The organism is Pseudomonas sp. DCA-1 (genome assembly GCF_046523955.1).
GTDB classification, from domain to species: Bacteria; Pseudomonadota; Gammaproteobacteria; order Pseudomonadales; family Pseudomonadaceae; genus Aquipseudomonas; species Aquipseudomonas putida_Y.
Genome location: NZ_CP169881.1, coordinates 5160907 through 5184969 on the forward strand (window position 1 = coordinate 5160907; position 24063 = coordinate 5184969).

Annotated in this window: 25 protein-coding genes; 7 read left to right on the forward strand and 18 right to left on the reverse strand. The window is 55.3% G+C overall.

Annotation, left to right across the window (positions count from 1 at the left end; all coding sequences use genetic code 11):
• Positions 1–708 precede the first annotated feature (708 nt).
• On the reverse strand, positions 709–1206 hold the full coding sequence (locus tag ACE4QZ_RS24305) for a hypothetical protein (protein WP_410480236.1): 498 nt from the start codon (positions 1204–1206) through the stop codon (positions 709–711).
• A 790-nt stretch (positions 1207–1996) separates the two neighbouring features.
• On the opposite strand from ACE4QZ_RS24305, the gene ACE4QZ_RS24310 reads away from it, so the two are divergent.
• Positions 1997–3256, forward strand: coding sequence for a hypothetical protein (locus ACE4QZ_RS24310; protein WP_410480237.1), 1260 nt, complete (start codon positions 1997–1999; stop codon positions 3254–3256).
• Between the two features lie 163 nt (positions 3257–3419).
• Positions 3420–4586, forward strand: a complete 1167-nt coding sequence (locus ACE4QZ_RS24315) for a reverse transcriptase family protein (RefSeq protein WP_410480238.1) — start codon at positions 3420–3422, stop codon at positions 4584–4586.
• Between the two features lie 164 nt (positions 4587–4750).
• Here the strand turns inward: ACE4QZ_RS24315 and ACE4QZ_RS24320 are convergent, their stop codons facing one another.
• Entirely contained in the window at positions 4751–5611 is an 861-nt protein-coding gene (locus ACE4QZ_RS24320; protein ID WP_410480239.1) for a hypothetical protein, read from the reverse strand.
• A gap of 477 nt (positions 5612–6088) precedes the next feature.
• Here ACE4QZ_RS24320 and ACE4QZ_RS24325 point away from each other — a divergent pair, with 477 nt between their 5' ends.
• Both ACE4QZ_RS24325 and ACE4QZ_RS24330 read left to right on the forward strand, forming a co-directional pair.
• A complete protein-coding gene (locus ACE4QZ_RS24325; RefSeq protein ID WP_027595103.1) occupies positions 6089–7645 on the forward strand; it encodes a tetratricopeptide repeat protein in 1557 nt (518 codons plus the stop codon).
• The gene (locus ACE4QZ_RS24330) at positions 7642–7908 is read left to right on the forward strand and encodes a hypothetical protein (protein ID WP_053868132.1); all 267 of its coding nucleotides are present in this window, start codon (positions 7642–7644) and stop codon (positions 7906–7908) included. The genes ACE4QZ_RS24325 and ACE4QZ_RS24330 overlap by 4 nt, the downstream gene beginning before the upstream one ends.
• Before the next feature lie 414 nt (positions 7909–8322).
• Here the strand turns inward: ACE4QZ_RS24330 and ACE4QZ_RS24335 are convergent, their stop codons facing one another.
• Complete coding sequence (locus tag ACE4QZ_RS24335) at positions 8323–9006, reverse strand: metallophosphoesterase (RefSeq protein WP_027592659.1); 684 nt, start codon at positions 9004–9006, stop codon at positions 8323–8325.
• Between the two features lie 332 nt (positions 9007–9338).
• On the opposite strand from ACE4QZ_RS24335, the gene ACE4QZ_RS24340 reads away from it, so the two are divergent.
• Positions 9339–10088 (forward strand): hypothetical protein, encoded by a 750-nt coding sequence (locus ACE4QZ_RS24340; protein ID WP_027592658.1) that lies wholly within the window; start codon positions 9339–9341, stop codon positions 10086–10088.
• 174 nt (positions 10089–10262) lie between these two features.
• On the opposite strand, the gene ACE4QZ_RS24345 is transcribed toward ACE4QZ_RS24340, so the two are convergent.
• Positions 10263–11645 (reverse strand): hypothetical protein, encoded by a 1383-nt coding sequence (locus ACE4QZ_RS24345; protein WP_027592657.1) that lies wholly within the window; start codon positions 11643–11645, stop codon positions 10263–10265.
• Between the two features lie 357 nt (positions 11646–12002).
• Here ACE4QZ_RS24345 and ACE4QZ_RS24350 point away from each other — a divergent pair, with 357 nt between their 5' ends.
• Entirely contained in the window at positions 12003–13415 is a 1413-nt protein-coding gene (locus ACE4QZ_RS24350) for an SH3 domain-containing protein (RefSeq protein ID WP_410480240.1), read from the forward strand.
• A 160-nt stretch (positions 13416–13575) separates the two neighbouring features.
• Here ACE4QZ_RS24350 and ACE4QZ_RS24355 read toward each other — a convergent pair whose 3' ends face one another.
• From ACE4QZ_RS24355 to ACE4QZ_RS24405, 11 genes are all read right to left on the reverse strand, one after another.
• Positions 13576–14172, reverse strand: a complete 597-nt coding sequence (locus tag ACE4QZ_RS24355; protein ID WP_410480241.1) for a hypothetical protein — start codon at positions 14170–14172, stop codon at positions 13576–13578.
• Between the two features lie 32 nt (positions 14173–14204).
• A complete protein-coding gene (tnpC, locus tag ACE4QZ_RS24360; protein WP_014754844.1) occupies positions 14205–15740 on the reverse strand; it encodes an IS66 family transposase in 1536 nt (511 codons plus the stop codon).
• A gap of 63 nt (positions 15741–15803) precedes the next feature.
• The gene (tnpB, locus tag ACE4QZ_RS24365; RefSeq protein ID WP_014754843.1) at positions 15804–16139 is read right to left on the reverse strand and encodes an IS66 family insertion sequence element accessory protein TnpB; all 336 of its coding nucleotides are present in this window, start codon (positions 16137–16139) and stop codon (positions 15804–15806) included.
• Complete coding sequence (gene tnpA, locus ACE4QZ_RS24370) at positions 16136–16456, reverse strand: IS66-like element accessory protein TnpA (protein ID WP_014754842.1); 321 nt, start codon at positions 16454–16456, stop codon at positions 16136–16138. The genes tnpB and tnpA overlap by 4 nt, the downstream gene beginning before the upstream one ends.
• 59 nt (positions 16457–16515) lie before the next feature.
• Entirely contained in the window at positions 16516–16659 is a 144-nt protein-coding gene (locus ACE4QZ_RS24375; protein WP_410480242.1) for a hypothetical protein, read from the reverse strand.
• A gap of 290 nt (positions 16660–16949) precedes the next feature.
• Positions 16950–17138 (reverse strand): hypothetical protein, encoded by a 189-nt coding sequence (locus ACE4QZ_RS24380; RefSeq protein WP_410480467.1) that lies wholly within the window; start codon positions 17136–17138, stop codon positions 16950–16952.
• Positions 17139–17197: 59 nt separating this feature from the next.
• The gene (locus ACE4QZ_RS24385; protein ID WP_410480243.1) at positions 17198–17425 is read right to left on the reverse strand and encodes a hypothetical protein; all 228 of its coding nucleotides are present in this window, start codon (positions 17423–17425) and stop codon (positions 17198–17200) included.
• A 239-nt stretch (positions 17426–17664) separates the two neighbouring features.
• Positions 17665–18036 (reverse strand): hypothetical protein, encoded by a 372-nt coding sequence (locus ACE4QZ_RS24390; RefSeq protein ID WP_410480244.1) that lies wholly within the window; start codon positions 18034–18036, stop codon positions 17665–17667.
• Between the two features lie 64 nt (positions 18037–18100).
• Positions 18101–18829, reverse strand: coding sequence for a metallophosphoesterase (locus ACE4QZ_RS24395; RefSeq protein ID WP_410480245.1), 729 nt, complete (start codon positions 18827–18829; stop codon positions 18101–18103).
• A gap of 81 nt (positions 18830–18910) precedes the next feature.
• Positions 18911–19306 (reverse strand): DUF6957 family protein, encoded by a 396-nt coding sequence (locus ACE4QZ_RS24400; RefSeq protein ID WP_410480246.1) that lies wholly within the window; start codon positions 19304–19306, stop codon positions 18911–18913.
• A 3-nt stretch (positions 19307–19309) separates the two neighbouring features.
• The gene (locus ACE4QZ_RS24405) at positions 19310–19630 is read right to left on the reverse strand and encodes a hypothetical protein (RefSeq protein WP_033693948.1); all 321 of its coding nucleotides are present in this window, start codon (positions 19628–19630) and stop codon (positions 19310–19312) included.
• A 283-nt stretch (positions 19631–19913) separates the two neighbouring features.
• Here ACE4QZ_RS24405 and ACE4QZ_RS24410 point away from each other — a divergent pair, with 283 nt between their 5' ends.
• Positions 19914–20399 carry a helix-turn-helix domain-containing protein gene (locus ACE4QZ_RS24410; protein ID WP_027592649.1) on the forward strand — a complete coding sequence of 162 codons (486 nt, stop codon included), beginning with the start codon at positions 19914–19916 and terminating at the stop codon, positions 20397–20399.
• A 79-nt stretch (positions 20400–20478) separates the two neighbouring features.
• On the opposite strand, the gene hrpB is transcribed toward ACE4QZ_RS24410, so the two are convergent.
• From hrpB to ACE4QZ_RS24425, 3 genes are all read right to left on the reverse strand, one after another.
• Positions 20479–23013, reverse strand: coding sequence for an ATP-dependent helicase HrpB (gene hrpB, locus ACE4QZ_RS24415; protein ID WP_027592648.1), 2535 nt, complete (start codon positions 23011–23013; stop codon positions 20479–20481).
• A 116-nt stretch (positions 23014–23129) separates the two neighbouring features.
• Entirely contained in the window at positions 23130–23534 is a 405-nt protein-coding gene (locus tag ACE4QZ_RS24420; RefSeq protein ID WP_027592647.1) for a hypothetical protein, read from the reverse strand.
• 51 nt (positions 23535–23585) lie between these two features.
• Positions 23586–23873 (reverse strand): hypothetical protein, encoded by a 288-nt coding sequence (locus tag ACE4QZ_RS24425; protein WP_027592646.1) that lies wholly within the window; start codon positions 23871–23873, stop codon positions 23586–23588.
• Positions 23874–24063: the final 190 nt, after the last annotated feature.

Below are 24063 nucleotides of genomic sequence, written 5' to 3' on the forward strand. Positions count from 1 at the left end.
CCTCCAAGGCTGTAATCCTCCAAAGAGCTCCAGCCTATGCGAGTTTAACCCATCGCTTGGGCGGCCCTGCCCACCCCATTTCTAGCGGGTATCTCCCCGCTCGATAGACATTCACACCCAAAAGGGATGATCCAGGGCCTGATTGTCCAACCTCTTTAGCACGGCCTCTCCGAGTCCGAAGCAGCGACCCATACAGAGCATGACCTACAAGGCAATCGAGCACTCCCGCGTTAAAGAGAGCTGGAAGGACTCCCGAGATGATAGCCATCTGACACTGTCGACTCCACGACATGTGGAGTTCAACACTGCGCCATACTCCGACGATTTCGTCCCGCGAGCGCTCATCCTGAGAACGCTCAAGACCTCATCGCCCGTGGCTTGCAGCGGCCTGAGACGGACTCGGCGTCAAGCCACTTGACCAGGCTTTCAACCCTCAAAACGCCGGCAGCTGCCGAGGCTTTCCACTTTAAGTGGTTGACATAGTGCCGCCCGTTGCTCAAAAATGATCACCGAGGGCTCAATAAGAGCAGGGCTGATCTGGCTCATGGCGATATCGACAGATCAGTGTGGATTGCGCAGGTCGCCACCTGTGCGGTAGCGGTAACCGGCAACAATGGTTAGCTTCCGACCCCTTTCAGGCAGCTTTGCCTGGACGTGCTAAGCAAGCGCTGCGACTACCAGCCCTCAATGACTTCTCTAAAAAGGCGCCTAGGGCGTCTTTTTTGCTTTCAGGGTGCCCACTTTCATTGCACTCTGCTTTTTCAAGACTTTGTACGCCGTCACCACAGAGTAGAAATTCTCGCCAGCCGCATCCAGCTGCGGCGACAGAATAACCACCCCCTTCGCACCCCTGACGATCGTCAAGCGGTAGCCATCACGGGTCTGGTATCCCTCACACAGAATCTGCGCGCCTTGCGACAAGATACCGGCCACAAAGGTTGGAACATCCTCGATCGCAGAGCAGCCAACCTTGGCCAGCTCGTGACCATGCCCCTCCCAAATATGGCGAACACCAAAGCCCTTACTGAAGCCATGGTGCTTGCCTACCCGCAGGTAGATCTCGCCGCCAGGCACCGTAAGGTTACGGCTCGCGTAGGGCTCGATGTAGCCATAGGTGAGCAAGCCGGTGACCGGGTGCGGCACGCAGAGCTCTATGTCTAGGGTCGCGTAGTCAAACAGCGGCGCAAGGGGCATCAATGCAGTCAAGTGGTCTTCATCCAGTGGCAGTCCCCTGCGGGCGTGCCTTTATTTTGCCACAGTTTCTCAAACTGTTCTGATTGCCCCCTTTCGCCACTGCCTCGACCAAGTAGATGGTTAAACTTGAAAATAAAAGGCACCCAGTTGACTTTATTCTTGACAGATGGCTAACTAGAAAAGACGATCGGGTACTGTTTTTTTCTGTCCTACAGGAGGCCGGGCAGAGCCCGGCCTCCTGTAGGACACTTCACAACTCACACTTTCACGCACGCTCATATCTCATAAACTACCGCCAGTCCAAATGGAAACCCTACTATCAAACCTGAAGGCCCCGTAGCCCCTAGCCTCCAGATTAGTAGCCCTACCCATTCACATCTACTATCCCGCTTTTGAGCAGTTCCCAGTAGCTCAGCCCCCGATGCCACGCCCCCTCTCCTACCAGTAATCCTATCCCGCCTGAACTTTACTGAAGCACCTCCCAAGACTGATTTGTCCGAAGTCGCCGCCCCTAGCTGCCATCCCGCTCCTTGGAGACCCCCCACCTTCAGAGAGGCAAGCCACAGCCGCAGTCATCAGCAACGAGCAATCCACCTAATCAACCAATCTCCGCCCTACCGCACCGCTGGACTCAGCAATCGACCGGGCCTCATCATGCACTCCAAAACCCGGACACGGAGCCATGAGGTGAGCAAACCTATCCAGGACAGCCGGTTGGCTCCGAAGCTTCGCCAGCACATCCACAACAACTGTGTGCACCGGACGCCTATCAGCCACAAGCATTGAATAAGGGACTAGCGCCGTGCATGCACTGAAGGAACAAGAAAAAACGCAGCTTTGGCTCAGCCAGTTCGACAACAATGCCAACGACCGTCAATTAGCGGAAAAATTACTCGACTCTGTCAACTACTGCCCACTTAATGAGTTCAAGCAAAGCCTATTTAATTTAATCAAGAGAACACTCCCGCCAAAATCTACTTCGGCCCTGTTCATTGAGCGAGAGCTGCAGCCCACGACAGCAGAGCTGCCTCCACCCATCTACAAATCAATCAAGACCTATAACCCCAGGTCAAAGAAAAAGCACTTGCGAGCTTACGGCGCTGCAGTGCATGCCGTTCAGTCGCTCACGTATAAAACACAAGACCTAGGTAGTGAAACATTAGTAACCCTGATTGCAAGCTCGCTTAGTCGCTCAAACCCTACACGATTCTTGCTACAGCCAGCGGCAGACAACGTTAGAAACTCTCAGGTCAGGCATTTTGTAATTTTAACGGACTTCATTGGCAGTGGGGATCGGGCATCAGCCATGCTGGACTCAATGTGGAATGTGGCCTCGATCAGAAGCTGGTACTCCGGGAAATTTATCAGCTTCTGGGTATTAGCCTACAGCGGCTCCACGCAGGGCATAAAAAAAGTTGAGCAGCATAGGTTCGCGCCCAAAGTTAAGGTCGTCACAGAATGCCCTACACTTCACAATAGCTTTGGTGAAGACCTCGATGACATGATTGAACTATGCAAGAAATATGGGGGACACAGCAAAGACCCATTGGGTTGGAAAAACACAGCAGCCCTTATGGCGTTCGAACACGGTGCTCCGAACAACATGCCAGCCATTTTCGTTTCCTCGAAGACCACAGGTGCGAAGAAATGGGCGCCTCTATTTCCCAAGCGTGTCACTGAGACCCTTTGGCGGTCGACCGAGGTCGACATGAAGAAAGTGATCCGTCACGCACTAGACGAGCTGAACGCCCCGGAAATCTCAAAATCCTATCGTTTTCAGAGGTCAAGCGATCAGAGCAAATCCGCAATCATTATTTTGCTCGCTCACTCGCAGGGCAAACGACGTATAGCAGAGCTGCGCCGGGTGTTGCCGCTGTCTCTGGACGCCCTGATAGCCGCAAAAGACCGTGCCGTCAAAAGGGGCTGGCTGACACAAACTGGAGCACTGACCCTAGCTGGACATAGAGCCATCCGCTACCTCCGTCGCCAGGGGAAAAAGTTTTTGGTAGCCCCAGCCCCCTTCACTTCGTATTATCCAACGCAGCTGAGGGCTCCGCAGTAGCGGAATCTAGTATTCCCGCGCGTTGCGCGGGGCGTTTTGGGAGCAAATTATGCTTACCGTCGAACGATCTCACGCCTGCTGGAGGTTGGCAGCCTTCATGGTGTTCGCTATCGAAGTCTGGCGCCAGAAGGCTTCCATCCGCCAGGGCGGAATCTAAAGGTAGATGAGTCGCTGGAGCTCTCAGCTTTATTTAACCACGGGTCGTAAGGCTGGTGTGCCTAGGGACATACTGCAGAATGCCGTGCAGACGGCAAAGCAGATGGAACACGGTTGCCCTCCCATCCTCACCCTGAACCACCTCGCCCACCTGGCGGGTGTTCCCTACCCATTTTTGCATCGAACGATCAGCCGAACCTACAGGGCAGAGGCGTACAACGTCTTCAAGCTTAGAAAGGCCAATGTGGGTCATAGCCCAGATCGCTTCAGGTGGATCTGTGCGCCCAGTGAAGACTTACTCCGGGTGCAACGATGGATAAATACCCACATTCTGTCGAAGGTTGATCCCCACGAGGCCAGTTACGCCTATGACAAACGCCACGGGGTGTTGGAGTCAGCCGAGCTCCATTGCGGGGCTGAATGGCTGATCAAGCTCGACCTCACTAACTTCTTCGAATCGATCCTTGAACCACGGGTTTATAAGCTTTTCAGGTCATTCGGATACCAACCACTCGTGGCATTCGAGCTTGCCAGGCTTTGCACGCGCGTACGTAAAAGCGGCAACCCGGATCGAAGGTTCGGTAACACCGCACTTCCTGCAGGGCTCCCCTACTCTGGCGACCCTCGTATTGGCCATCTACCCCAAGGTGCCGCCACCTCTCCGCGAATCGCCAACCTTGTCATGCAGTCCTTGGATGAGAGCCTGCAAGATTACGCACGGGAAAACGAGCTAGTTTACTCCCGATATGCGGACGATCTGGTGTTCTCATCAAAAAATGCTTTTGATAGGTCACTGGCGACCAGACACATCAAGATGATCAATGCGTGCTTGATTGAGGAAGGGTTTTGGCTTAACGAGGCCAAGACGAAAATTGTTCCACCGGGGGCCCGCAAGATCGTCCTAGGACTGTTAGTCGACGGCGATAGACCCCGGCTTACGAAATCCTACAAGAAGTATGTCAGCGATCACCTCTACTACTTGGCCCACCCTAATATCGACGCGATGACTCATGCTAGGCATCGTGGTTTTCAATCGCTTCAGGGGTTGATTAACCACATCAGCGGGAAGATCGCCTACGGTTTCAGCATTGAGCCACACTGGGCCAAGGTGCATGGAGCGAGGCTCAAGGAGATCTGCTCCAAGAAAGAGGTTGATCATGTGCTATTCCCCTAAGCGCCGCCCTTATCTCCGCTCCTAGACCGGATTATCCTCCAGATATCTGTCGCATGGCACCATTGAACATCACCGGAGCTGGCTGAAAAGGTTAAACAGCATAGGGCTTTTATCCGCTGTTCGAGTCAACCCTCTCACACTCCAGCGCGTCGACAATTAGCTGGCTAAATTTCCACTCCCCACGACCGAATTTTTTCCTTCAACGCCTCACGGTGTGCCTTGCTTTCGCTCTGCCCCAGATAGTGGGTACCAACCAGAAGGTTGAATTCAGGGCGTATTCCAGGCGTGATCAAGGGCCTGCCATCTTTGAGACCCAGATGTATTTCAACATTCCTGAATGTCAGCTCTTCAGCTGCTTCGGAATCCATCTCGCCTGAGAAAATTTCAAGGATGTCGCTAAACGGTTCGACTAGGACTTTATTCAACGAGAATATCGTCCTCCCCTCATACAGTTCACCGAAGTGACGGTGGAAGAACGACGGAACTCCAGTACCGCAGATCTGCGCTCGCTCAGCTGGGGAAGGGTACTTGGGCGATTCACCAGCCGGCACGAATACGCGATCATATACTTGACGTAGTGCTTCACCGTACGGCGAGAGCAGCCCGTCTGACCCTTCAGCATCGAAAGCGGGAGTACTCAAACGGTTGATGATAGCCGCCAAATGCTTACACCGGGCTACGGCAGTGAACAGAAGTCTGGTACCAAAAAAGTCTGCCCACATCTCGATGGCTTTACTATCGAGATCGTCCCTGTCCAAATGCTTGGTATGAGCGTTCGTCCAGTGGGCCAGCTCATGGGCTGCGATGATTAGGCAGTAAAACATATCCGTGTGATTACTCACCACGTTGTCAGCAAAGCGGTAGGAGAATCTCAATGTCGGGATGCCCGCCACCTTAACGACTTGGGCAAGTACAGCGGGGTCGCCGTCGAAATCGCATCTCACATCCGGTTGTAGGATGCTGAAGTGCATTAATTTGAAATCGGCTATCAACGCTTCGATGACTTCCTTGTTGGTGATCTGCACCTGACACCTCCAGATTTGTAAGGCCGTCATGATCGCCCGATCGTGAGCCCTCCGCCAGCGCAACTCACCCGCTTCAAGAAGTAATTTCCTGATCTGGAGGGGCTGGCGGAGTGGCCCCACAACTCGGCTTAGCAAGTGGGGCCGAGGACTGTGCTTATGCCGCTATGGCCTGGGCTCAAGTCGTACTGCTCAGACGTTGGCCCGACAAGGATCACTCCAACCTCAGTTACCAGGCCGCCACCGCAAAGTCAGTTGAAGGTTCCCAGAGCTAGCCGCTCCACCCTCCCTTGATTCCCCTGCGGATCTGTCCTAACCTATGGCCACTGGCTAAGCGGCTCGAAGAGCCTAAGGTGAGCCAGGGCATCCCTCCCCTACCGAATCGCCTTCTGTGACACCAGCATCTGAGCTCAACGCAGCTCACGCATTGCTATGGTTCTAACTCGATATTGGGGGAGGGATTAGATATCGGAGTTAGCCATGATCGACAAAGATCAGTTCAGCCCGTTCGTTAAAGCCCTTCAGCAGTACCTCAAGCAACACCATCCTGACTTCGGCGACAGCCTCAGTGCTGTACGCGAGCTCGTGTCTCATGCGCTTGCGGACATGCCCAGCAATGGGCTCGTGAATGACCAGCTCAAGCACTCCCCCATCCCGTTCGGCGCTGCAGCATTCGAACGCTTGAGTTCTGCAGTACAGCTGGCGTATGGGATCGCGATGCCATCAGAATTCTGGCGATGGCCACTTCCTGTGGCCTTCAATCTCAGTCCAGCAGAACGCATTGAGATCTGGCAAGCCGCGCTGAAGCATGCCCTGAGCAAGATGGAGATCGACGGCGTGTGGCACGACGGCTATGTCGACGCTGAGCCCTACATAAAGCCTATGGGTGATGGCAAGTGGGCTTTGTGTAACCGCTCACCAGTACCGTTCTGGCTCTGCCGGGATGTTTTTACTCCGGAGTGGATTACTCGTCGAGAAGCTGATAATTCCATCGCCGATGACATGACTGGGCGCCACCTGAAGGATCGCTCATACCACGCTGGACTGTCGGCCCTTTGGAAGAAAGACTACAACACTGCCCATCAACGCCTTCAGGAAGCCCATGAGAAAGGTCATCCCATGGCGTCCTTCAACCTTGGCTGGATGTACAGTGAAGGGTTAGGCCGAGATCGTGATTTCACCAGAGCAGCCGAGCTGTACGAGCGTGCAGCCGACCTCGGCGTTCTCACCGCCCACCACAACCTGGGCAGGATGCACCTAGAGGGGGATGAACACTTCCCCAAAAGCATCCCCGACGCTATCCGGCATTTCGAGCTGGCTGCTGAGGGCGACATTGCCGCTTCGATCGGCTGCCTAGGAATGATCTACCTCAATGGTAATGGGGTGCCCGAAGACCGGAATCGTGCCATCGACTTGCTGATGCGGGCCGCTTATCTGGACGACGATCACAGCATCAATACGGTAGCGACCATCCTCGACCATCAGAACGGTGGAGCATCCACTCCTGAGTCCTTTGCTCTGTACCGGAAGGCTGCTCGCTCAGCCCGTCAGCTCAATCACGTCATGCCCATCTACAATCTGGGGCTGTGTTTCCTGCACGGCAACGGAGTTGGCAAGAATGTGGTGAAAGCGCGACGGCTGTTCCGCATAGCTGCCAACGCGGGCGATGCCGACGCGGCAATGAATCTGGGGCTGATGTATCTCAATGGCGAGGGTATCCCAGTTGACTCGTTTGAAGCACGGTATTGGCTCGAAATGTCTGCAGCCCATGGAAATGGTGATGCGTTCAATGTACTGGGCACGATCGAGTTCAATGGTCAGTGCGGTACACCGAATCATCGCCTGGCCTGGCTTCTCTTCTCGGAGGCCGCCCAAATGGGCTCAGTCATTGGGCTGGCTAACCAAGCGCGGTGCCTGGTAACCGGTCAAGGGGTCGAGCAAGACGTTGAGCTAGCATGTGAGCTACTTAAGCAGGCGGAAGCCCAAGGGCATCCAATGGCCCGTGAAATGCGCATCCAGTGGGAGGGTCAGGTATGACCTCCATCCTAGATACCGACTTTGACGGCGAAGAAGCGGCGGACGAGGGTTTCACCTGCAGCCAATGCGGCTGTGAGTTTTCGCTGCACGACTTCGAGTTCGTTGACACAGAATTTGACGAAGTCGAGTGCCGCTGCCCGAGCTGCCAGTTCAGTGCCGATCTGGATGGCCATCCTTGCGATTATTGCCCTGAACCTGCAGCGCACGCCTTAGGCTCAACCTTCTACTGCGAAGAGCACTATGAAGATCTAGTGGGCGACTGATCCTTTCAACTGCCGCCACCTGCCACCCAAATGGTGGGTGGCGGTACCTCTCGATCAAGCAAGGGCAAACCGTCGGCTCATCTTCAAATGGCCATAAATTGCCCCCAAGAGAGCACATTTGCTCTCCATCTACACTCAACCAGATCGCGTAACCGACACCCGACTGCCAGCCTGAAGGCGGCTTGCTACTGGCAGATGCCTGCGGTAACCCGCTATTTTGGGTTTTCCCCCGATTAGCGTCCGGCGAATACACCTTCCGTAGTCCAGCTTTGAGCGATGGTGTCCGCGTATTTAGAAAGCTGCCGTAGACGGCCAACCGCATCACCGCCCTGTCGTGCACAGAGTAGCCGGCTCTACGAGCCCGAAGCCGCGATGCCAGCTACACAAGAAGCCTCACAGCTCGGCACCAAATCATCAAAGGATGACCGAGCCGTCGATTCCCATGATTGACCTGAAAGCAACGCCGTAGGCCTCAAAGCCGAGCCGGGGCCAGTCAGATTTGTAATCCAAGCAATCGTGATGGTGTCCATGCACAACCATTTTGGCCCCCATGGACAATGCGAGCTCATCAATTTCATAGAAGCCATGCGGATGGCAGCTCGGAGCTTCGTGGGTGACTAAGATGTCCGCGCTCTTAAGCGCGAGTGAAAAATAGTCGTCTGGGAAAATTGCCGAAAGCGCGTGCTGCTTTTTCGTCGCAAGGACATCAGCGTGCTGCGGCCTGAGGGCCAAACGCTCAAGAAAGTCGCCGTAGCTTTGAATACCTGTATCAGGACTCCCTGGACGCCAAACTGGAGGCTCAAAAGTACCTCCCAGTCCACCAATGCGATAGCCAGCGATTTCGACTACTCGTCCATGCAAGCTACGCTCGGAAAGGCCGCTTCCATAGAGATTCTCCCAATAAGAGAGTTCGTCGACGTCGTGGTTACCATGGATGAACCATATCTCCGTGAGCCCTAGGATGGGCCGAAGAATGACGTCTAGGGGTAAGCTACATTCAATGTCACCCAGGAAGACGACGGCCTCGGGCCGATGGTTTTTCACGTGTCGGATCACATGATCAAAACGGCCATGCACGTCCCCGAGGAACCAAATCATTTTTTAGACCCTGCTGCAAAGTCGCGATTCGTCAAAGCCTGGATGAAGCGCCCGTTGGTACCTCATCCTCGCCGGCATTGCTCCACTAGCGTAGCTGTATCGTCGTGCCTACAGCAGAGCACTCTATTGCGCTTGAAAGCAAACATTCGCTACCGCGACCTCCGTACTGCGGATGATGGCAAAGTACCGCCATCGGTGAAAAGGTGCATGATTGCCGATGAGGCGGACGGCACCAACCTATAGATGACCCGTTCGCTTGCGCGCCTGATTCAAAGAGCCACAGAAAGCTAAGCGGCGATCACTCTACGAACGTCAAGAGGACAAGGCACACCATGAGCTCGGTCAAGGATCATTTATTCGAGGTTCAGCAGGACAACTGCATAGCTTGGATTCGGCAGCAGTATGGGATCGAAATCGATCCAGACGTAAACCCTGACACCTGGGAGGAGCTAGCGGGAGAATACTCAGCGATGCTCGATGCTCAGGAGTACGAGTACGAATGGCTGAACCGGCATACACCCAGCGAGTTTTTCCGTCAGTTCTCGCAGGAGCTTGGCACAGCATCAAGCTTACTTTTGACTGCTAATAACCCAAGCCACGCCGACACCCTCAACAAACTAGTCTACGCCCACACCGTCACCCTTCTGGAGGCTCTGATCAGCTCTGTCGTACGCCACCTGATCGTGAAAGACGCACAGTTCCTGACAAACCTTGTTGCCGGCTACGGAAAATTGAGCGGCAAGACCATCACGCTCAAGGAAATTGCTGAGCAACCAAAGCTCTTGGAGAGCATTGCTCAGCAGACCTTGTCCGAACTGACGTTCCACAACGTAGCAACGATCAAACAAATCCTGGAGGCGATGTTCGGTAGGCACATGAATGGCTTAGACCTAGCTGCAATCGCCCGCATTTGCATAACGCGCCATGACATCGTTCACCGAAATGGAAAGACCGTTCATGATGAGCCGATCGAGATTGGGCTAGAACAGGTAAACGAAGCGATCAGTACCATCCGGAATTTTGCAGGAGATCTGCAGCGGAGAATCAACGCTGCGCTGGATGAGCGAGCGGAAGACTTCTGAAAGAAGCCTGGCCCCAGATACGTTCTCTAGCATTCACAGTAGATACTGAAGAACAGGCATCAGCGTTGAAGGGCATGACGCGGTACGGGTGCACATGGGGCACCCGTACCAACTGTCTACTCCAATCAATCTAGGGATGCGTGAGGTACATTCACGCCTCTGTATCGTCTCTCGTTAGAGCTGCGTTCTCGCCGCCTTATCCTGCTCCCAATGGGTGATATCCGGAATCTCGTCAACCCCGTCAGATCCCAGCATCAAGCTTTGGCGAGGGAAAATGTCCATTAGGTGCGGTATTCGGGCAAAGTCTTGTACGGTCTCTGCCCATTCGTAGTTCTCCTCGAATGGGTAGTAGTTGACCGCATGCACGAACACGCCGAGCACCGTGGTTTCGGACGCATTGTATGCCGAGATGTTGTCGATATTTTTTTCCCGGCGCAGCTCTTCTATCTGGATACCGTCACGGGTCTCGTACCAGACATGCACTACACCAGCCCGGTCAGGCGGAATCTGACTGACGCCATCGTTGACTAGGCTTTTGAAATGCTTGGAGCGAGTCGAGATCGACTCCTCATGGTCACAGCGCCATTGGGCAGCTACGCAGTTGGCGACGTCCTTGACGAACATGTTGAGGATATCGTCATTGGTACCGGGTCGAATGACCCGGCTAGCAACGGTCGCGATGCTTCGCTTCTCGTTGCTATCGATATGGCCGAACACCAGCTTCTCTTGTTGCGGGCTGTGAGGGCGCACAGAGAAATCTCGGTAATGGCGCTTGAGTTGCTTCTTATCGATGACACGGACATGAGCGCTGATTGAGCCCTCTCTAACCCTAACCCCACCTGCCTTGATGGCAAGGTTGACTACCTTGATCACATCCTCAGCTGTCACAACAGAAACTTGGTCATGGAATGTCAGGTCAGCAATGCTCCAAGGGGCAGCCTTGAGCATGTGATGGCTCAGCGTTGCCCAAATGTCAGCCCAAGCTTGCTCTTCAGCTTGAGAGTACTTGGTTTGCATAATCGAGCGCTTGCACTCTACATAGAATTCCAGGTCTCCAGATCTAACCAGGAGGTCTGGAGACTTTTTCTTCCCGTTGGGCCAGGTGATACTGTTCTCGGGGATGAAGGAAACCTCATAGCCATTCTTGATGTAGAAAGAGGCCGTCAGCAGCTCGAACAGCTGAGTTTCAGGGTTGTTGTTGTTCGCCAACATTTTGTCGAGAACGTCCTCAACATTCGGCACCTTGCGAAGCTGATCTGCAACGGCGCCGATGGCCATGGCGTACGGGTAGATGCGTCTGCTGCTATAGGCAGAATCACAGAGTGGAAAATCGTGCGCCAGGTAGGCAACCAGAATGTACCAGTCGATGTCGTTCTCTTCCGGCATGAAGAGCTGGGGCTCGATCGGCAGCCTGACATCGAAACTCGAATCTTTCTCTCGGACGCGCTTCACGTACGCAGCTCTGCGCTGAGCCCAAGCTTCAGCTCCAAGCCTATCTACGAGCAACTTATAAAACGCTTTGATCCTTGCGCGCTCAACCCGACTGACAGCATCCATTGTGGTCTCTCCATGTGGGGAACACGGAGAATACTCTGATCCGATATCACCGTGCCACCACGCACTTCGAGCGCTCGAGCTCCATGGAGAGTCGACCCGTCACACTGAAACCAGGCCAATCGGAGCAGCATGTTACGACTCTAGCCCCTTCGGGGATGAGCGATGTCTTTGAGCCGCGCTTGCATCGGACAACCCAGAGAACGCAGATGACGTTAGGTGTCACGCGCTGGCGTCTAAACTGCCGAAACCTCCACCCTCCCTCGCCCTCCTCGCAGCTTGTGATAGGGGGAAATGACTTAGAATCGCCATAATTCAGGCCGTCCATTTCAGCGGACGGCGAGGGAAAGGGTGAGCGACTTGAAAGATAAAAACCGACCTCCACGCACCGAAACAGAAGTACCTAATCAAATTTCTTCGGCCTTGCCCCCAGACCAAGCTTTCAAGGGCGAGACTCCGCCTATCGGGGTCGACAGTACCGCACTGACAGAAGCGGATCTGTCTTACGACCTTCCGCGCGTCACTGCCCTAGATCAGGCAAGAGCTTCGCTGAACGCGATAGACAGGTTGAACTCAATCAGCAACCAACCGTGGATGAAGACCGTGGCGCTGATCGAATCAATCAACAACCCACCGTGGAAAAAGGCCATGGCGATGATCGAATCAATCGAGAATCCGCCCTGGAAGAAGGCCATGGCGGCTATCGAAGCAATGGAAAATCCGCCCTGGAAAAAAGCTCTAGCAGCGGCCGATTCGAGTGGTAACCCCTCCTGGAAAAAGGCCATGGCTGCTATTGAATCAATAGAGAACCCGCCATGGAGGCAGGCCTTGGCCGCAGTTGACTCGATGAACAACCCCGCTTGGAAGAAGGCGATGGCAGTAATCGAATCGACCGAAAATCCTCCGTGGAAGCAAGCCCTGGCGGCCGCCGATTCGCTGAACAATCCGCCTTGGATAAAAGCAATGGTGGCTATCGAGTCAGCTCAAAATCCGCCATGGAAGCAAGCCATAGAGGCAGCGCTGAAGTCGATCAACAATCCGGGATTGACAGCGGCTAGAGCTGTACTCGAGTCACTGACGGTATCCTCATGGAGGAATGCTTTCACTGAGCTGGACTCGATCACTAGCAGTTCTGCGCTACGTATGGCTGCTGTGGCCATCGGATCTTGGGGAGATCTAGACTCCCCTCTCCTCGGCTATCTGGCATCAGACGAAGCACATGACATCTCGGCGATCTTTGCAGAGGTCGCACTTCAGAATCCAGAGTCGTTATTCTCGAGCAACACAGCTGAGCATGAAGACGTCCCAGCGATGGAACGTCAGATCGTCGACAAAATTTACAGCGGCGACGCGGTTGAGCAATTGCCTGCACCAGCCAGAGCTCACCTGCTGCAGTACATGATGTACCTGTATCACTTCATGAATGTGATCATGTACCTCATGAATGTGTGGCAGGCAGTCGTGTTCTCGCAGGGCCAACTATCTGATGCGAAAAGCCCAGCTGAGGTCAAGGCGTGTATTGCTCAGATTCCTCAAGATCAGGTGAGCTTGCTTTCAGGCCATCGGGTGCTGATAGGCGACAAGGTCAATCTCCGAACGGAACCATCCGAAGAGTCAGAAATTAAAGCGCTTCCTAAAATCGGAGCTGTTCTTGAGGTACTGGAGGATGGGGAGGCGTGGATAAAGGTATCCGTTGATGTCTCAGGCGAAATCCAAGAGGGTTGGATTGCGCGGCGGTATACGGTGCCATTTGCGGTACCGGGCAAAAAATAGCGAAAGGCTTCAACAGCGTCTGTTGATCGGTCATGACCAAGATTCCCCGCGTAGCCAGCGTCCTGCGCGGCTGGCCACCAGGCCGATGGACATCCTTGCTGAGCAGACTCTTGCACTTGAGAATGCCAGACGAGCGCGCCAATAAGGCGCGCTGGCAGCATTACCAGCCTGCGTAATGAGTTACGAGCAGTCCCCATTCCCTTATCGCATTTCCATTTGCTCGCAAAACTCCAAGTGCTGCAGCTGCAGAAATCTGGGTCGGACAGCCACCTATCAGGTAGAAGTCGTCCTTTCCTGGTGAATATAGGTGAAGCAGCGTCAGTACCATCACTCGCTGTAAATCGGTCATTTCTCTGTACGCACGGCGCATCGCTTTTAACCCATCAGGGTCAGGCTCTGACCGATCATGATCGAAGCCGCAAGGACGCATGCTGTAATGACTACCTTCTTGGATTCCCCACGGCCTACTTCGTGTGAAGCAGGCATCCAGCTCGTATTTCTTAACGATGTGCCAAGCGACCTCTCCGAACTTTTCCCCTCGTTCCTTGGGTGACCAGTCTATTGGTGGAGGTACCTGGCAAACCTTCGCTAAGGCGGCATTTTCTGTGCCGTCCATGCAACTCACTTTTTCAACCAGGTCGATCAGCGTGTATCCGGGAAAGCGACCGGCTGCAAACGTCGTGTTGATGGCGGCGTACGCAGCAAGAGCAACCGGCTGCTGAGAGTGATGCACATGGCCGTGGCTCGCGACGTCCACGGTAAGCGTCCGCCCAACTCACCTTGCGTAAGTCAGGCCGGTACCCACTGATGCGGCAGCAACTGCCCGATCTCACTGGCCCGTTGGGTCGGCAGCCGCGTCAGCACATCCTTGAGATAGGCATACGGATCATGCCCATTCATGCGTGCCGACTGGATCAAGCTCATGATCGCCGCCGCGCGTTTGCCGCTGCGCAACGACCCGGCAAACAACCAGTTCGAGCGCCCGAGTGCCCATGGCCGTATCTGGTTCTCGACCTGGTTGTTGTCGATGGGCACAGCCCCATCGTCCAGGTAGCGCGTCAGCGCTACCCAGCGTTTCAGGCTGTAATCGAGGGCTTTGGCCGTGGCTGATCCGTTGGGCACCAGGTCACGCTGGGCCAACATCCACTCATGCAGTGTTTTGCTGATCGGTACCGCTAGTTCCTGACGTATTCGCCAACGATCTTCATCACTCATGTCTCGCGCCTGGCGTTCGACCTCGTACAGGCCGCTGATCGAGTGCAGCGCCTGTTCGGCCAATTGGCTTTTGTTCGCCACATGCAGATCGAAAAACTTGCGACGGGCGTGGGCCATGCAACCGATTTCAGTGATGCCTTGTTCAAACCCGGCTTTGTAGCCAGCGAAGTCGTCGCAGACCAGCTTGCCGTTCCAGTCACCCAGGAAGTTGCGCGCATGTTCGCCAGCACGGCTTGGGCTGAAGTCGTAAACCACCGCCTTGAGCGCCGAAAACGGCGTGGTGCTGTAGGCCCAGACATAAGCCCGGTGGGTTTTCTTCTCGCCTGGCGCAAGCATTTGCACCGGTGTTTCGTCGGCGTGGATCACACCCTGGTTCAGCACCGCTTCACGCAGTGCATCGACCAACGGCTGAAGTCGCACACCGGTTTGTCCAACCCACTGCGCCAGGGTCGAGCGAGCAATTGCCAGCCCGGCGCGGCCAAAAATCTTCTCCTGCCGATACAGCGGCAAGTGATCGGCAAACTTGGCCACCATCACGTGGGCCAACAAACCTGAGGTCGGGATACCTTTATCGATAACCTGCGCCGGCACCGGCGCCTGGATCAGTGTTTCACACTGACGGCAGGCCCATTTGCCCCGCACATGTTGCTCGACGGTAAACACGCCCGGCGTGTAATCCAGCTTTTCGCTGACGTCTTCGCCGATGCGTTGGAGCTGGCAACCACAGGCGCACTGAGTGTTTTCGGGTTCATGGCGAATGACGGTGCGTGGAAACTGCGGCGGCAAGGGCGCACGTTTCGGGGATTGCCGTGGTTCGGACTGTGGCGCAGCTGGGAGGAGCTGTTTTAGCTCGGCCTCGATAGCTTCAAGGTCTGTGTCGAGCAGGTCATCCAGCAAGCTGCTTTGAGCCGGGCTGATTTGCTCGCTGCGCTTGGCAAACTTGTGCCGTTTGAGCAGGGCGATTTCGAACTTGAACTGTTCGATGAGGATTTCATCGTTTTGGATCTTCCTGCTCATCGCCTCGACCTGTGATTGCAACTGCAACGCCTGTGCCGCCAAGGCACGAAGCTGTTCCGGGGTCATCTGGTCGAGGTTGGGCGAGAAAGTCATGCCGCCGATTGTGCCAGAGCAGGCGCGGGACGACGACAAGTAGACCGGCCAAATGGCCGGCGTTTACAGCATGCTGATCACACCGCCGGCGCCAACGCGCTGCCACGGCAAGCCCAGTACCAACGCCTGGAGTTGTTCATTGTCGAGCTCGACCTCGCAGCCATGGCGAATGCCGGGCCAGTGGAACTTGCCTTGGTTCAGTCGCCGTGCGGCAAGCCAGACGCCCACGCCGTCGTGCACCAGCACTTTCATCCGGTTGGCCCGGCGATTGGCGAACAGATAAGCGCAGTGCGGCTTCGCCGCACCAAACACCGCGATTACTCGGGCTAAAGCGGTTTCGGTACCGGCGCGCATGTCCATCGGCTCGGTGGCCAGCCAGATCGCATCGATGCGGATCATTGAGAGACAGCCCGGATAAATTGCGCGCAGCCCTCAGGATCTGAGGTTGGCCATTTCACCGTGATCACTTGCCCGGCCATGGGCAACTCGATGATCACTGACGCCTCGACTGGCCGTTTAGGTGGGGCTTTTAGCGGGACGAAAGCCGGTAGTGAAGCTGCTGCAGGCTGATCTCGATAGAGCGGCAGCCATTTGCGGATGACGTTGGCATTGATGCCGTGGCTGATGGCAACACTGGACACCGTCGCGCCAGGTTGCAGGCATTCCTGAACGACTTGGGCTTTGAATGGTTTCGGATAAGAGCTTCGTTGGCGCATGGAAATCCTGGCGATAAGGGTGATCGCGTCCGCTTAAAAATACGCGGACACCATCGCCCTTAATGCTGGAGTTCGGAAGGTGAGTTCGCCGGACGCTTACCGTCCACGTCCGTGAACGCCCAGACTCCCGAAGACACTTCATGGACACCCAGACGGTGTAGCAACGCCGCCGCTTTTTCCGATGGGTCGTCGAAGATTTCCATCTTAGAAATGCTCCTGATAAGGGTAAGAGATACAGTCCGCCTTCCCCATACTAGGCTACCAACCAAGATGCTACGCTCGATTCGTAAGAGCTTCGTTCGAGCATGGAAATCTTGGCGATATGGGTGATCGCGTCCGATCAAAAATACGCGGACACCATCACCCTAATGCTGGAGTCCGGAAAGCAAGATCGCCGCACGCTTACGAACGCTCGACGCCAGCATGCGGGCGACTGGGGCGTTTCGAGGAAGGTACGCTTCAGGCCCTCGCACTTTCGAGCAAACAAGGTTTTTCAGTGAGCCGTCACTCTCTGATGCCCCACTGCTTGGAGCTGAAAGTCAGTGACAGCTTGGAAGAGATGCTCCGCTGTGAGTCGGAGATGCTCAAGCTCAATACCTGAAAGGCCATCAGCTTGGGCCTGGTGATACCGCCTAAGCGCTTCAACAGCTCCTGTGTACATCGGGTGATCGGGGAGAAGCATTTTGCTGAGGTCTTTCACGACGTCTGCTCCAATGGACAATGGCTCCGGATGACGTGAGCTCAACCCTGCTCAGGCTTGGGGGAGTTGAGCATGTCGATCCCCCCTTCGCTACTCCACGTATACTCGAGAATGCTCTTGAATACGCCAGCCAGTCTTGGATGCTGACCGGCTGCTTGAAGCTCTACGACCAGCTGCTTCAACTCTGCAGCTTCTTGGCTCGTGAGAATCAAATCGCAATAGTGAAGGCCTGCGGTCGCCTCATTCAACCTAGCTTTATAGTCTTTCATGGAGAATCCCTGTGCTGGGCCAGGCTATCAGCCAATAAGTCGACCTGCAAAGCCCGATGGAAACCGCCACGGATAGCATCAAAACTATCTTTTTTCAGCTGCCCATCATCCGTGTAGGCTTAACGCAACTCCGATTTCTGAACCTGCCATTGAATTACTTCGAACCGCAGTCTAAAGCTGTACCGCCAGGAATGGCTTGTGTGGTCTAGCCGGTGCCCTAATGCGGGTGGCGAGCAGGTTTAGACGGCAGTGATCGCGTCTGGCTTGTCAGCTGTAGCGATCAACGCTCGGAGGCTGGCTCTCCCCATTCCACGTCTGAACGACGTCAGGACGAAATTCCCTCCCTTCGTAGTAACCACCCAGAACTGCTCAATTTTCATCAATGTGAAAATCGGCGCAGTCGTCAACGAGTATGCATCTGTGCGCTTTTCGATAACCCCCGAGGCGCTTTGACCAAACACCGCACCGATCGCGCAGTCGTTAGCAATGACCACATCGCTCAGATAGGCCGTTATCGGAATAGGGTACTTCTGACTCATAGCTCGAACGATACGTTTGAGCTGGAAAGCCGTTAGCTCTTTGCCTGGATACCTGATGATCTCAGCTGTCATCTGTTCTTGCGCTCCTGCATGCAAATTAGCCCTCTCCCAAGCACCCAAGGCTCCTAGGGAACGCTTAAATTTCTAAGACGAAGTCCGGCAAAAAGCCGGCCTTTTCACCGGGATATCCCCTAGGATTTGAAACCAGTCGACACCCATCGATGACAGTGTCGACTGCGTAGTGGGTGTGGCCAAAAACCCAGGCATCAGCCTGCGAGACCAAGTCATCCCACCGATTGAAGTAAGCGGCGCCAAGATGGCCTTCATGACCATCCCCCGCGACCTCTTCGATCGGGCAATGATGGGTGATGACGACGGTCTTGCCTTCGAAGTCGTTGGCCAGCTCTTCAGCCAGAAATGCGCGCGTGCTGATGTTGCGAGCAATGAGGTCGACCGGGCGAAGCCGGCTGTAGCCTTCACCATGTCGGATCTGGCTGAAATCGTTCATACGCTCCCAGCACAATGACATCGCTAGCCTGTAATTGCCGGTTGAGGTGAAATCCGTCCACGCAGTCGCCACCAAAAATCTGACATCGCCGACGATCAAAGACTCGTTGTCCAATACCCGCACGTGCTCGGCTGCCGCCTGCTTCATCTTCGTCAGCGTCCGATCGAGGTGACCGCCGTAGTATTCGTGATTCCCGCAAACGTAGATCACCGGACAGTCGAACGTATCGTTGGCCCACTTGACTCCTCGACCGCGCACAGAAATATCCCCAGCGAGCACAACCAGGTCGACGTCTAGCTGAGGTGGTTCAAACGGGGAAAACTCATTGTGTAGATCCGAATAAACCGCGATCTTCATACTCGCGCTCCGTCGTGCATGGGCTGCGTAGCTACTCCCGGGCCAGTCCGAAGGACGACCGGGCTACAAAATCTGAAGTGCTCAGGGACGAAACGACAGCACCATTTCCAGAGATGCTTGCTTCGTGTATCCGTCGCCGACTAGTAAATAGATCGTGTTGCGAGTCTCGAATATCCATGGCTGCTCATGCGAAATTGCGTAGGTTGTTCTCACCCAGCTGCCAGGCACGAAACGTCCTCGACTGTCATGAATGACCTCATGAGCGAGTACGATCATCGGCGCGATCCCACCCGGCAGCGACTCAACCTCGTCCGTGGGGATTTCAACAATGATCCACCGCTTCACTAAGCAAAACGCCTTACCTGGGAAGCGCTGCTGCGCAACATCGATCAGGTCGGCTCTCTCTCCAGTCCAGCCTTGGGTGAGCTCACCGGCTCCGTAGAGGAACGACATTGCGTCTTGCAGGGAAACTGGCATCCCTCACCTCCGAGCACTGGTGAAAATCTGCCCGTCCCGAGTGACGAACACGTACACAGGATCTGCCTCGCTGCCTTCCTCGACACGAATCTCACTGAGCAGCTGCATCGATATTTCAGGCTGTTTGGTCATCGCTGGCGGCGCGATCAACTGAACCCGGTTGACGCTCAGAAATTCGGGCGAACTCCCCTTGCACAAAGCATCAACAGCTTCGACGCTCGACACCAACCGCACAGTAGGCCCAACCCCCGCATCAGTAACTCCGCTCCCTTCCACCACGAAGTAATAGCCGGTCGGATCGAGGCTCGCTGAGTTCCACAGCATGCGCAGACTGTCATGGGCTTGAAACTGACCTCGAAGCTCTGTCTGGTTAGTAACTAACAACGTGTAGCCCCCATAAATCATGGGCGCTTAGCTAGAACTAGGCCCTTAAACAATTCATATAAATTGACAACTTAGCACCCACAGATGATCGTGCTCTCAGAACAAAAGCGACATGCGGGAACGGATGGGGCCACCATACCATCATTCCGCATTCACTGCCTATAGTACGTGGATGTAGAATTTTCGGTGTGGCCTTATGCTTCCCTTTGCGGGAAGCTCTACCATGCCAACGCGATACACTCTGGCAGCCGTCCTCCGCGCCACCCGTGCTGCTCGCGGCCTGTCCCAAGAACAGCTCGCATCCACGGTGGAGCCTCGGCATTTGCACAGGATCGAGCACGCGAAATCCAACATCAGCTTCGAGATGCTCGAAGACATCAGTAAACGCCTGGACGTCGATTCGGTAGCACTCCTCGCAGCTGCCTCTTGCTACGAGCGCCAAGAACAACTTGAAGAGTTCATGACGCACCTCTGGACAGAGCTGAGTAAGCTTCGTGAGATGCGTGTGATGGAAAGCCTGCCTGCGCAATTCTCGAATGGGGCGCTTATAGCGGCGAAGTCCGGCAAGCCGCCGACTCCTCCAGACAGGATCAAAGCAATCCTCGACTGCAAGGCTGACGGCCTCAGCCAGAAAGCGACCTCAGTGAAGCTGGAGATTCCTTACTCCACCGTACACAAGTTCTGGCACATGCCAGCGGCAGATGAGTGAAGTGGGATAGCGATAACACCACGGGACGACAGCGACCTTACAATTGCAACCCTGAGTCTTTGTCTTGCCTACGACCAGATTAGGTACCCCTCGGCTTGGCTCTCGCAGTAGCTTGAGCGACGAGGGGGTCGTCAGGCCAGAAATGCTTGGGGTATCTGCCCTTCAGATCCTTCTTCACCTCAACGTAGGTCGATGCCCAGAAGTTTGCCAAGTCCTGGGTCACCTGTACGGGACGCCGCGCCGGCGATAGCAGATGCAGCTTGAGCACTTGGCGACCATTCGCGATGCGTGGCGTGTCAGCTTGCCCGAACAGTTCCTGCAGCCTCACCGCGAGTACGGGCGGACGCTCGCTGTAGTCGATTCGAATATTCGACCCGGACGGTACCGAAACCGTCTGGGGCGCCTGCGCATCCAACTGCTGCGGAAGGGGCCACGGCAGCAGGTTGCGGATGATAGAGGACAGATCGAGCTGACCAAAATGGCTGAGCCGCGTAACTTTACCGACGTAGGGGCCCAACCACTGCTCGAGCGACACCAGCAAGGCTTCATCACGAAGATCGGGCCACTCGCTCTGCTTACCCGATTCTTCATCCAGTATGCGCAGCAGCTCCACCCTTGCCAGCCACTGACGCAGGTCAGGCGTCCACGGAAGAAGCTCCAGCCCCTTCCGGCGAACGTAGTTGAGCAAGGCCTGAACGCGCGCTTCATCGCTTAGGTCGACCAGAGGCGCACGCGACAAAATCAACTCCCCGACTTTCTCCTGCCGCTCGGCGCGGAGCACACCTTCACGCTCATCCCAATCAAGTTCATCCACCCGGGAGACCTGTTCTTGAAGGACAGTGTCGAACAACGCTTCATCCAAATCGGCAGCCAGGTAGATCCGCTCCTCACGCTGGCCCTGCCGGCTTCCCAAGTCGGCGATCACCAGCCAAGAATGCTTCATCAGTGCATCAGCTTCGGTGAACATCGCAGCTCGACCATTAGCCAGACGATACTCAGCCCCACCAGCACGACGCTGTTGTGCAACACGATCTGGATACGCCAAGGCAAGCAAGCAGCCCACCCACCTTGAGTGGTCGGGATCGGCGACTGGTTGCGATGCTTGGCCGCGCAAGTACGACCGATATTGCCTTGCTATTTGCTTCGCTCTTTGAGCACCGCCTTGCTCACCCCGCTGTGCTCTCTGCTCACCGGACAGGATGGCCAAACGACTGTGAAGGTCTGCTCCACCGCCACGCTGAATATCACGCTCGCCGAGCAACGCAGCGATGTTGCATGCGGTTTCAGCCAGACCAAGCTCATGGCCACGCAGTAGCAAATGTGCGATCCGAGGATGACTCGGCAGCTCAGCCATAGCTTGGCCGTGCCTAGTTAATTGCCCATCTGGTTGCAGGGCGCCAAGCCGTCGAAGCAAATCGTTCGCTTGCGAGTAAGCAGCTGTAGGCGGAGCATCAAGCCACTTCAGGTCACTTGGCTGGACGCCCCATTTAGCGAGCTGCAGGGCCAAACCTGTGAGATCCGCTTGTTGAATTTCGGGCGAACTGAAACCCGCCATTTGGTCGTGCTGGGTTTCAGACCAGAGTCGGTAGCACACACCTGACTCGACCCGCCCTGCTCGACCAGCACGTTGAGTAGCACTGGCTTTCGATATGCGTTGGGTGTCCAACCGTGTCATACCGCTGCGAGGATCGAAACGTGGTACACGTTCAAGACCTGCATCGATAACGACACGCACGCCGTCGATGGTGACACTGGTCTCAGCGATGTTTGTGGCCAGCACAACCTTCCGCTTTCCTGCCGGTGCCGGATCAATCGCAGCCCGCTGCTGATTCAGATCGAGTTCACCATGAAGGGGGCAAAGTAGAACGTCACGCTGAAGTGATGGTGACTGGGTCAAAGCATCTTCCAGGCCTGTCACGACTCGACGGATCTCGGCTTGACCAGGAAGGAAAACCAACAAGCTGCCAGGCTGATCAGCAAGCGCCTCAAGGCACGCACTAATCACTTGAGGCTCGACGTATTCTCCAGGTTGCTGAGGTTTTCCCCAGACTGTCGAGACCGGGAACATCCGGCCTTCACTCGTCACGATCGGTGCGTCATCCAGCAAGCGCGACAACCTTTCACCTTCCAGCGTTGCCGACATCAGCAGCACCTTGAGTGGAGCGTCGTCCCGGAAAAGCTCGCGACCATTGAGCGTCAGGGCCAAGGCGAGATCGGCATCTAGGTTTCTCAAATGGAATTCGTCGAAGATTACGAGCCCCACACCTTCAAGTGCAGGATCGCTCTGCAGACGGCGCGTCAGTATTCCTTCGGTCACCACCTCGATCCGCGTCTTTGGCCCGACTTTGCTGTCCAGGCGAATACGATAGCCAACGGTCTCACCGACCTTCTCGCCTAGCTCGTTCGCCATGCGCTCGGCGGCAGCTCGGGCTGCGAGCCGGCGAGGTTCCAACATGATGATCGTCTGCCCTTGGAGCCATGGTTCATTGAGCAAGGCAAGCGGGACGCGAGTCGTTTTACCGGCGCCAGGCGGTGCTTGAAGTACCACCTCATTTCGATTTTGAAGGGCTTCAAGAAGGGCCGGCAACGCGGCGTTGATTGGCAACAAACTCATGAGTACTCCTGCGGCAGGAGCGCAGTATACAAAGGTTCGTCAGGTGACGGATCTGTGTAGCGGATAGCTGGCCAAAACGGGCCGCTACCTGCCATTCTTCAGTTGCTGAAGAGACCTTAAGCCAGATCCAAAATCCCGCCCGAAACGAACAGACCAATAATGATCTGCTTGTACTCGGCGAAGAAGCTCCACTCAGTCAGCCCACAGCCAACCCCGAGGAGAATGCTCGTCATGAGCACAAATCGCCACGTGGGAGCGAAAATTTTGATGAGGTTTGCGAGCGAAGTGTGCTCGATAAACTCATCAACATGCTTATTGTAAGCACGCCCTAGGATGACCGCAGTCGCAAGCAGCACCCCGGCCAACCCCAAAGCTAGCCACTGAGTTAGCGGAACAAAGAACAGCGCGCCGCTTCCTACAAAAAGCCATTTTCCAAGCGTGGCCAGCTTCTGGCTGTAATCCTTCGCGACCTGGTCAAACCACCAAGGCATACGCGGATCGAAAAACGGTGCATCCAACATGCGCTTCCCCATAGATCTCATGACTATCGTGAAAGGTACTGGCTAGCAGACCTACCAGCGCAGATCAGCCTTGACCGCCTTATAGAGATCCGCTCGAGAAGTCATGGTGCTGAGTTGAGGTGCCTTGAGAGCTTCCTCTGCGGCACGGATATTTGCCGCTCCGGACTTGCCATGGTCATTCATCAATTTCTCGATGAAGTCAGCGACCTCATAGCCCTCGTCTTTGTCGACCTTAGCTCGGTCAAGTGGGCCGGCGTACGTCCCATCCCCTTTATCGCGCTTCCAGGTGTATTTGTACTTCTGCTGCTGCAGATCCAAATGCTTCACCGTTACTGCCATGTCCTGCCTCCTAGGCTTCGAGATTTCTACGCGCAGCAAACCGCTGCATAAACACCAGGGGACGACACTCCCAAACAAGGAGAGTCGACCCTGGCCAATGGTTAGCTGGTATGGCAGAGAGAAGAGCAGAACCGGCAGCCATTGGACTGTGGGTACGTCACCCGAGCCTGACGAACAGCAGTCAAGCACG

What these genes read in the sequence shown, in the direction of transcription:
- ACE4QZ_RS24315 (WP_410480238.1), top strand. Translation starts at nt 3,420, where the DNA reads ATGAGTCGCTGGAGCTCTCAGCTTTATTTAACCACGGGTCGTAAGGCT.
- ACE4QZ_RS24325 (WP_027595103.1), top strand. Translation starts at nt 6,089, where the DNA reads ATGATCGACAAAGATCAGTTCAGCCCGTTCGTTAAAGCCCTTCAGCAG.
- ACE4QZ_RS24330 (WP_053868132.1), top strand. Translation starts at nt 7,642, where the DNA reads ATGACCTCCATCCTAGATACCGACTTTGACGGCGAAGAAGCGGCGGAC.
- ACE4QZ_RS24335 (WP_027592659.1), bottom strand. Translation starts at nt 9,006, where the DNA reads ATGATTTGGTTCCTCGGGGACGTGCATGGCCGTTTTGATCATGTGATC.
- ACE4QZ_RS24340 (WP_027592658.1), top strand. Translation starts at nt 9,339, where the DNA reads ATGAGCTCGGTCAAGGATCATTTATTCGAGGTTCAGCAGGACAACTGC.
- ACE4QZ_RS24345 (WP_027592657.1), bottom strand. Translation starts at nt 11,645, where the DNA reads ATGGATGCTGTCAGTCGGGTTGAGCGCGCAAGGATCAAAGCGTTTTAT.
- tnpC (WP_014754844.1), bottom strand. Translation starts at nt 15,740, where the DNA reads ATGACTTTCTCGCCCAACCTCGACCAGATGACCCCGGAACAGCTTCGT.
- tnpB (WP_014754843.1), bottom strand. Translation starts at nt 16,139, where the DNA reads ATGATCCGCATCGATGCGATCTGGCTGGCCACCGAGCCGATGGACATG.
- tnpA (WP_014754842.1), bottom strand. Translation starts at nt 16,456, where the DNA reads ATGCGCCAACGAAGCTCTTATCCGAAACCATTCAAAGCCCAAGTCGTT.
- ACE4QZ_RS24375 (WP_410480242.1), bottom strand. Translation starts at nt 16,659, where the DNA reads ATGGAAATCTTCGACGACCCATCGGAAAAAGCGGCGGCGTTGCTACAC.
- ACE4QZ_RS24380 (WP_410480467.1), bottom strand. Translation starts at nt 17,138, where the DNA reads ATGCTTCTCCCCGATCACCCGATGTACACAGGAGCTGTTGAAGCGCTT.
- ACE4QZ_RS24385 (WP_410480243.1), bottom strand. Translation starts at nt 17,425, where the DNA reads ATGAAAGACTATAAAGCTAGGTTGAATGAGGCGACCGCAGGCCTTCAC.
- ACE4QZ_RS24390 (WP_410480244.1), bottom strand. Translation starts at nt 18,036, where the DNA reads ATGACAGCTGAGATCATCAGGTATCCAGGCAAAGAGCTAACGGCTTTC.
- ACE4QZ_RS24395 (WP_410480245.1), bottom strand. Translation starts at nt 18,829, where the DNA reads ATGAAGATCGCGGTTTATTCGGATCTACACAATGAGTTTTCCCCGTTT.
- ACE4QZ_RS24400 (WP_410480246.1), bottom strand. Translation starts at nt 19,306, where the DNA reads ATGCCAGTTTCCCTGCAAGACGCAATGTCGTTCCTCTACGGAGCCGGT.
- ACE4QZ_RS24405 (WP_033693948.1), bottom strand. Translation starts at nt 19,630, where the DNA reads ATGCTGTGGAACTCAGCGAGCCTCGATCCGACCGGCTATTACTTCGTG.
- ACE4QZ_RS24410 (WP_027592649.1), top strand. Translation starts at nt 19,914, where the DNA reads ATGCCAACGCGATACACTCTGGCAGCCGTCCTCCGCGCCACCCGTGCT.
- hrpB (WP_027592648.1), bottom strand. Translation starts at nt 23,013, where the DNA reads ATGAGTTTGTTGCCAATCAACGCCGCGTTGCCGGCCCTTCTTGAAGCC.
- ACE4QZ_RS24420 (WP_027592647.1), bottom strand. Translation starts at nt 23,534, where the DNA reads ATGTTGGATGCACCGTTTTTCGATCCGCGTATGCCTTGGTGGTTTGAC.
- ACE4QZ_RS24425 (WP_027592646.1), bottom strand. Translation starts at nt 23,873, where the DNA reads ATGGCAGTAACGGTGAAGCATTTGGATCTGCAGCAGCAGAAGTACAAA.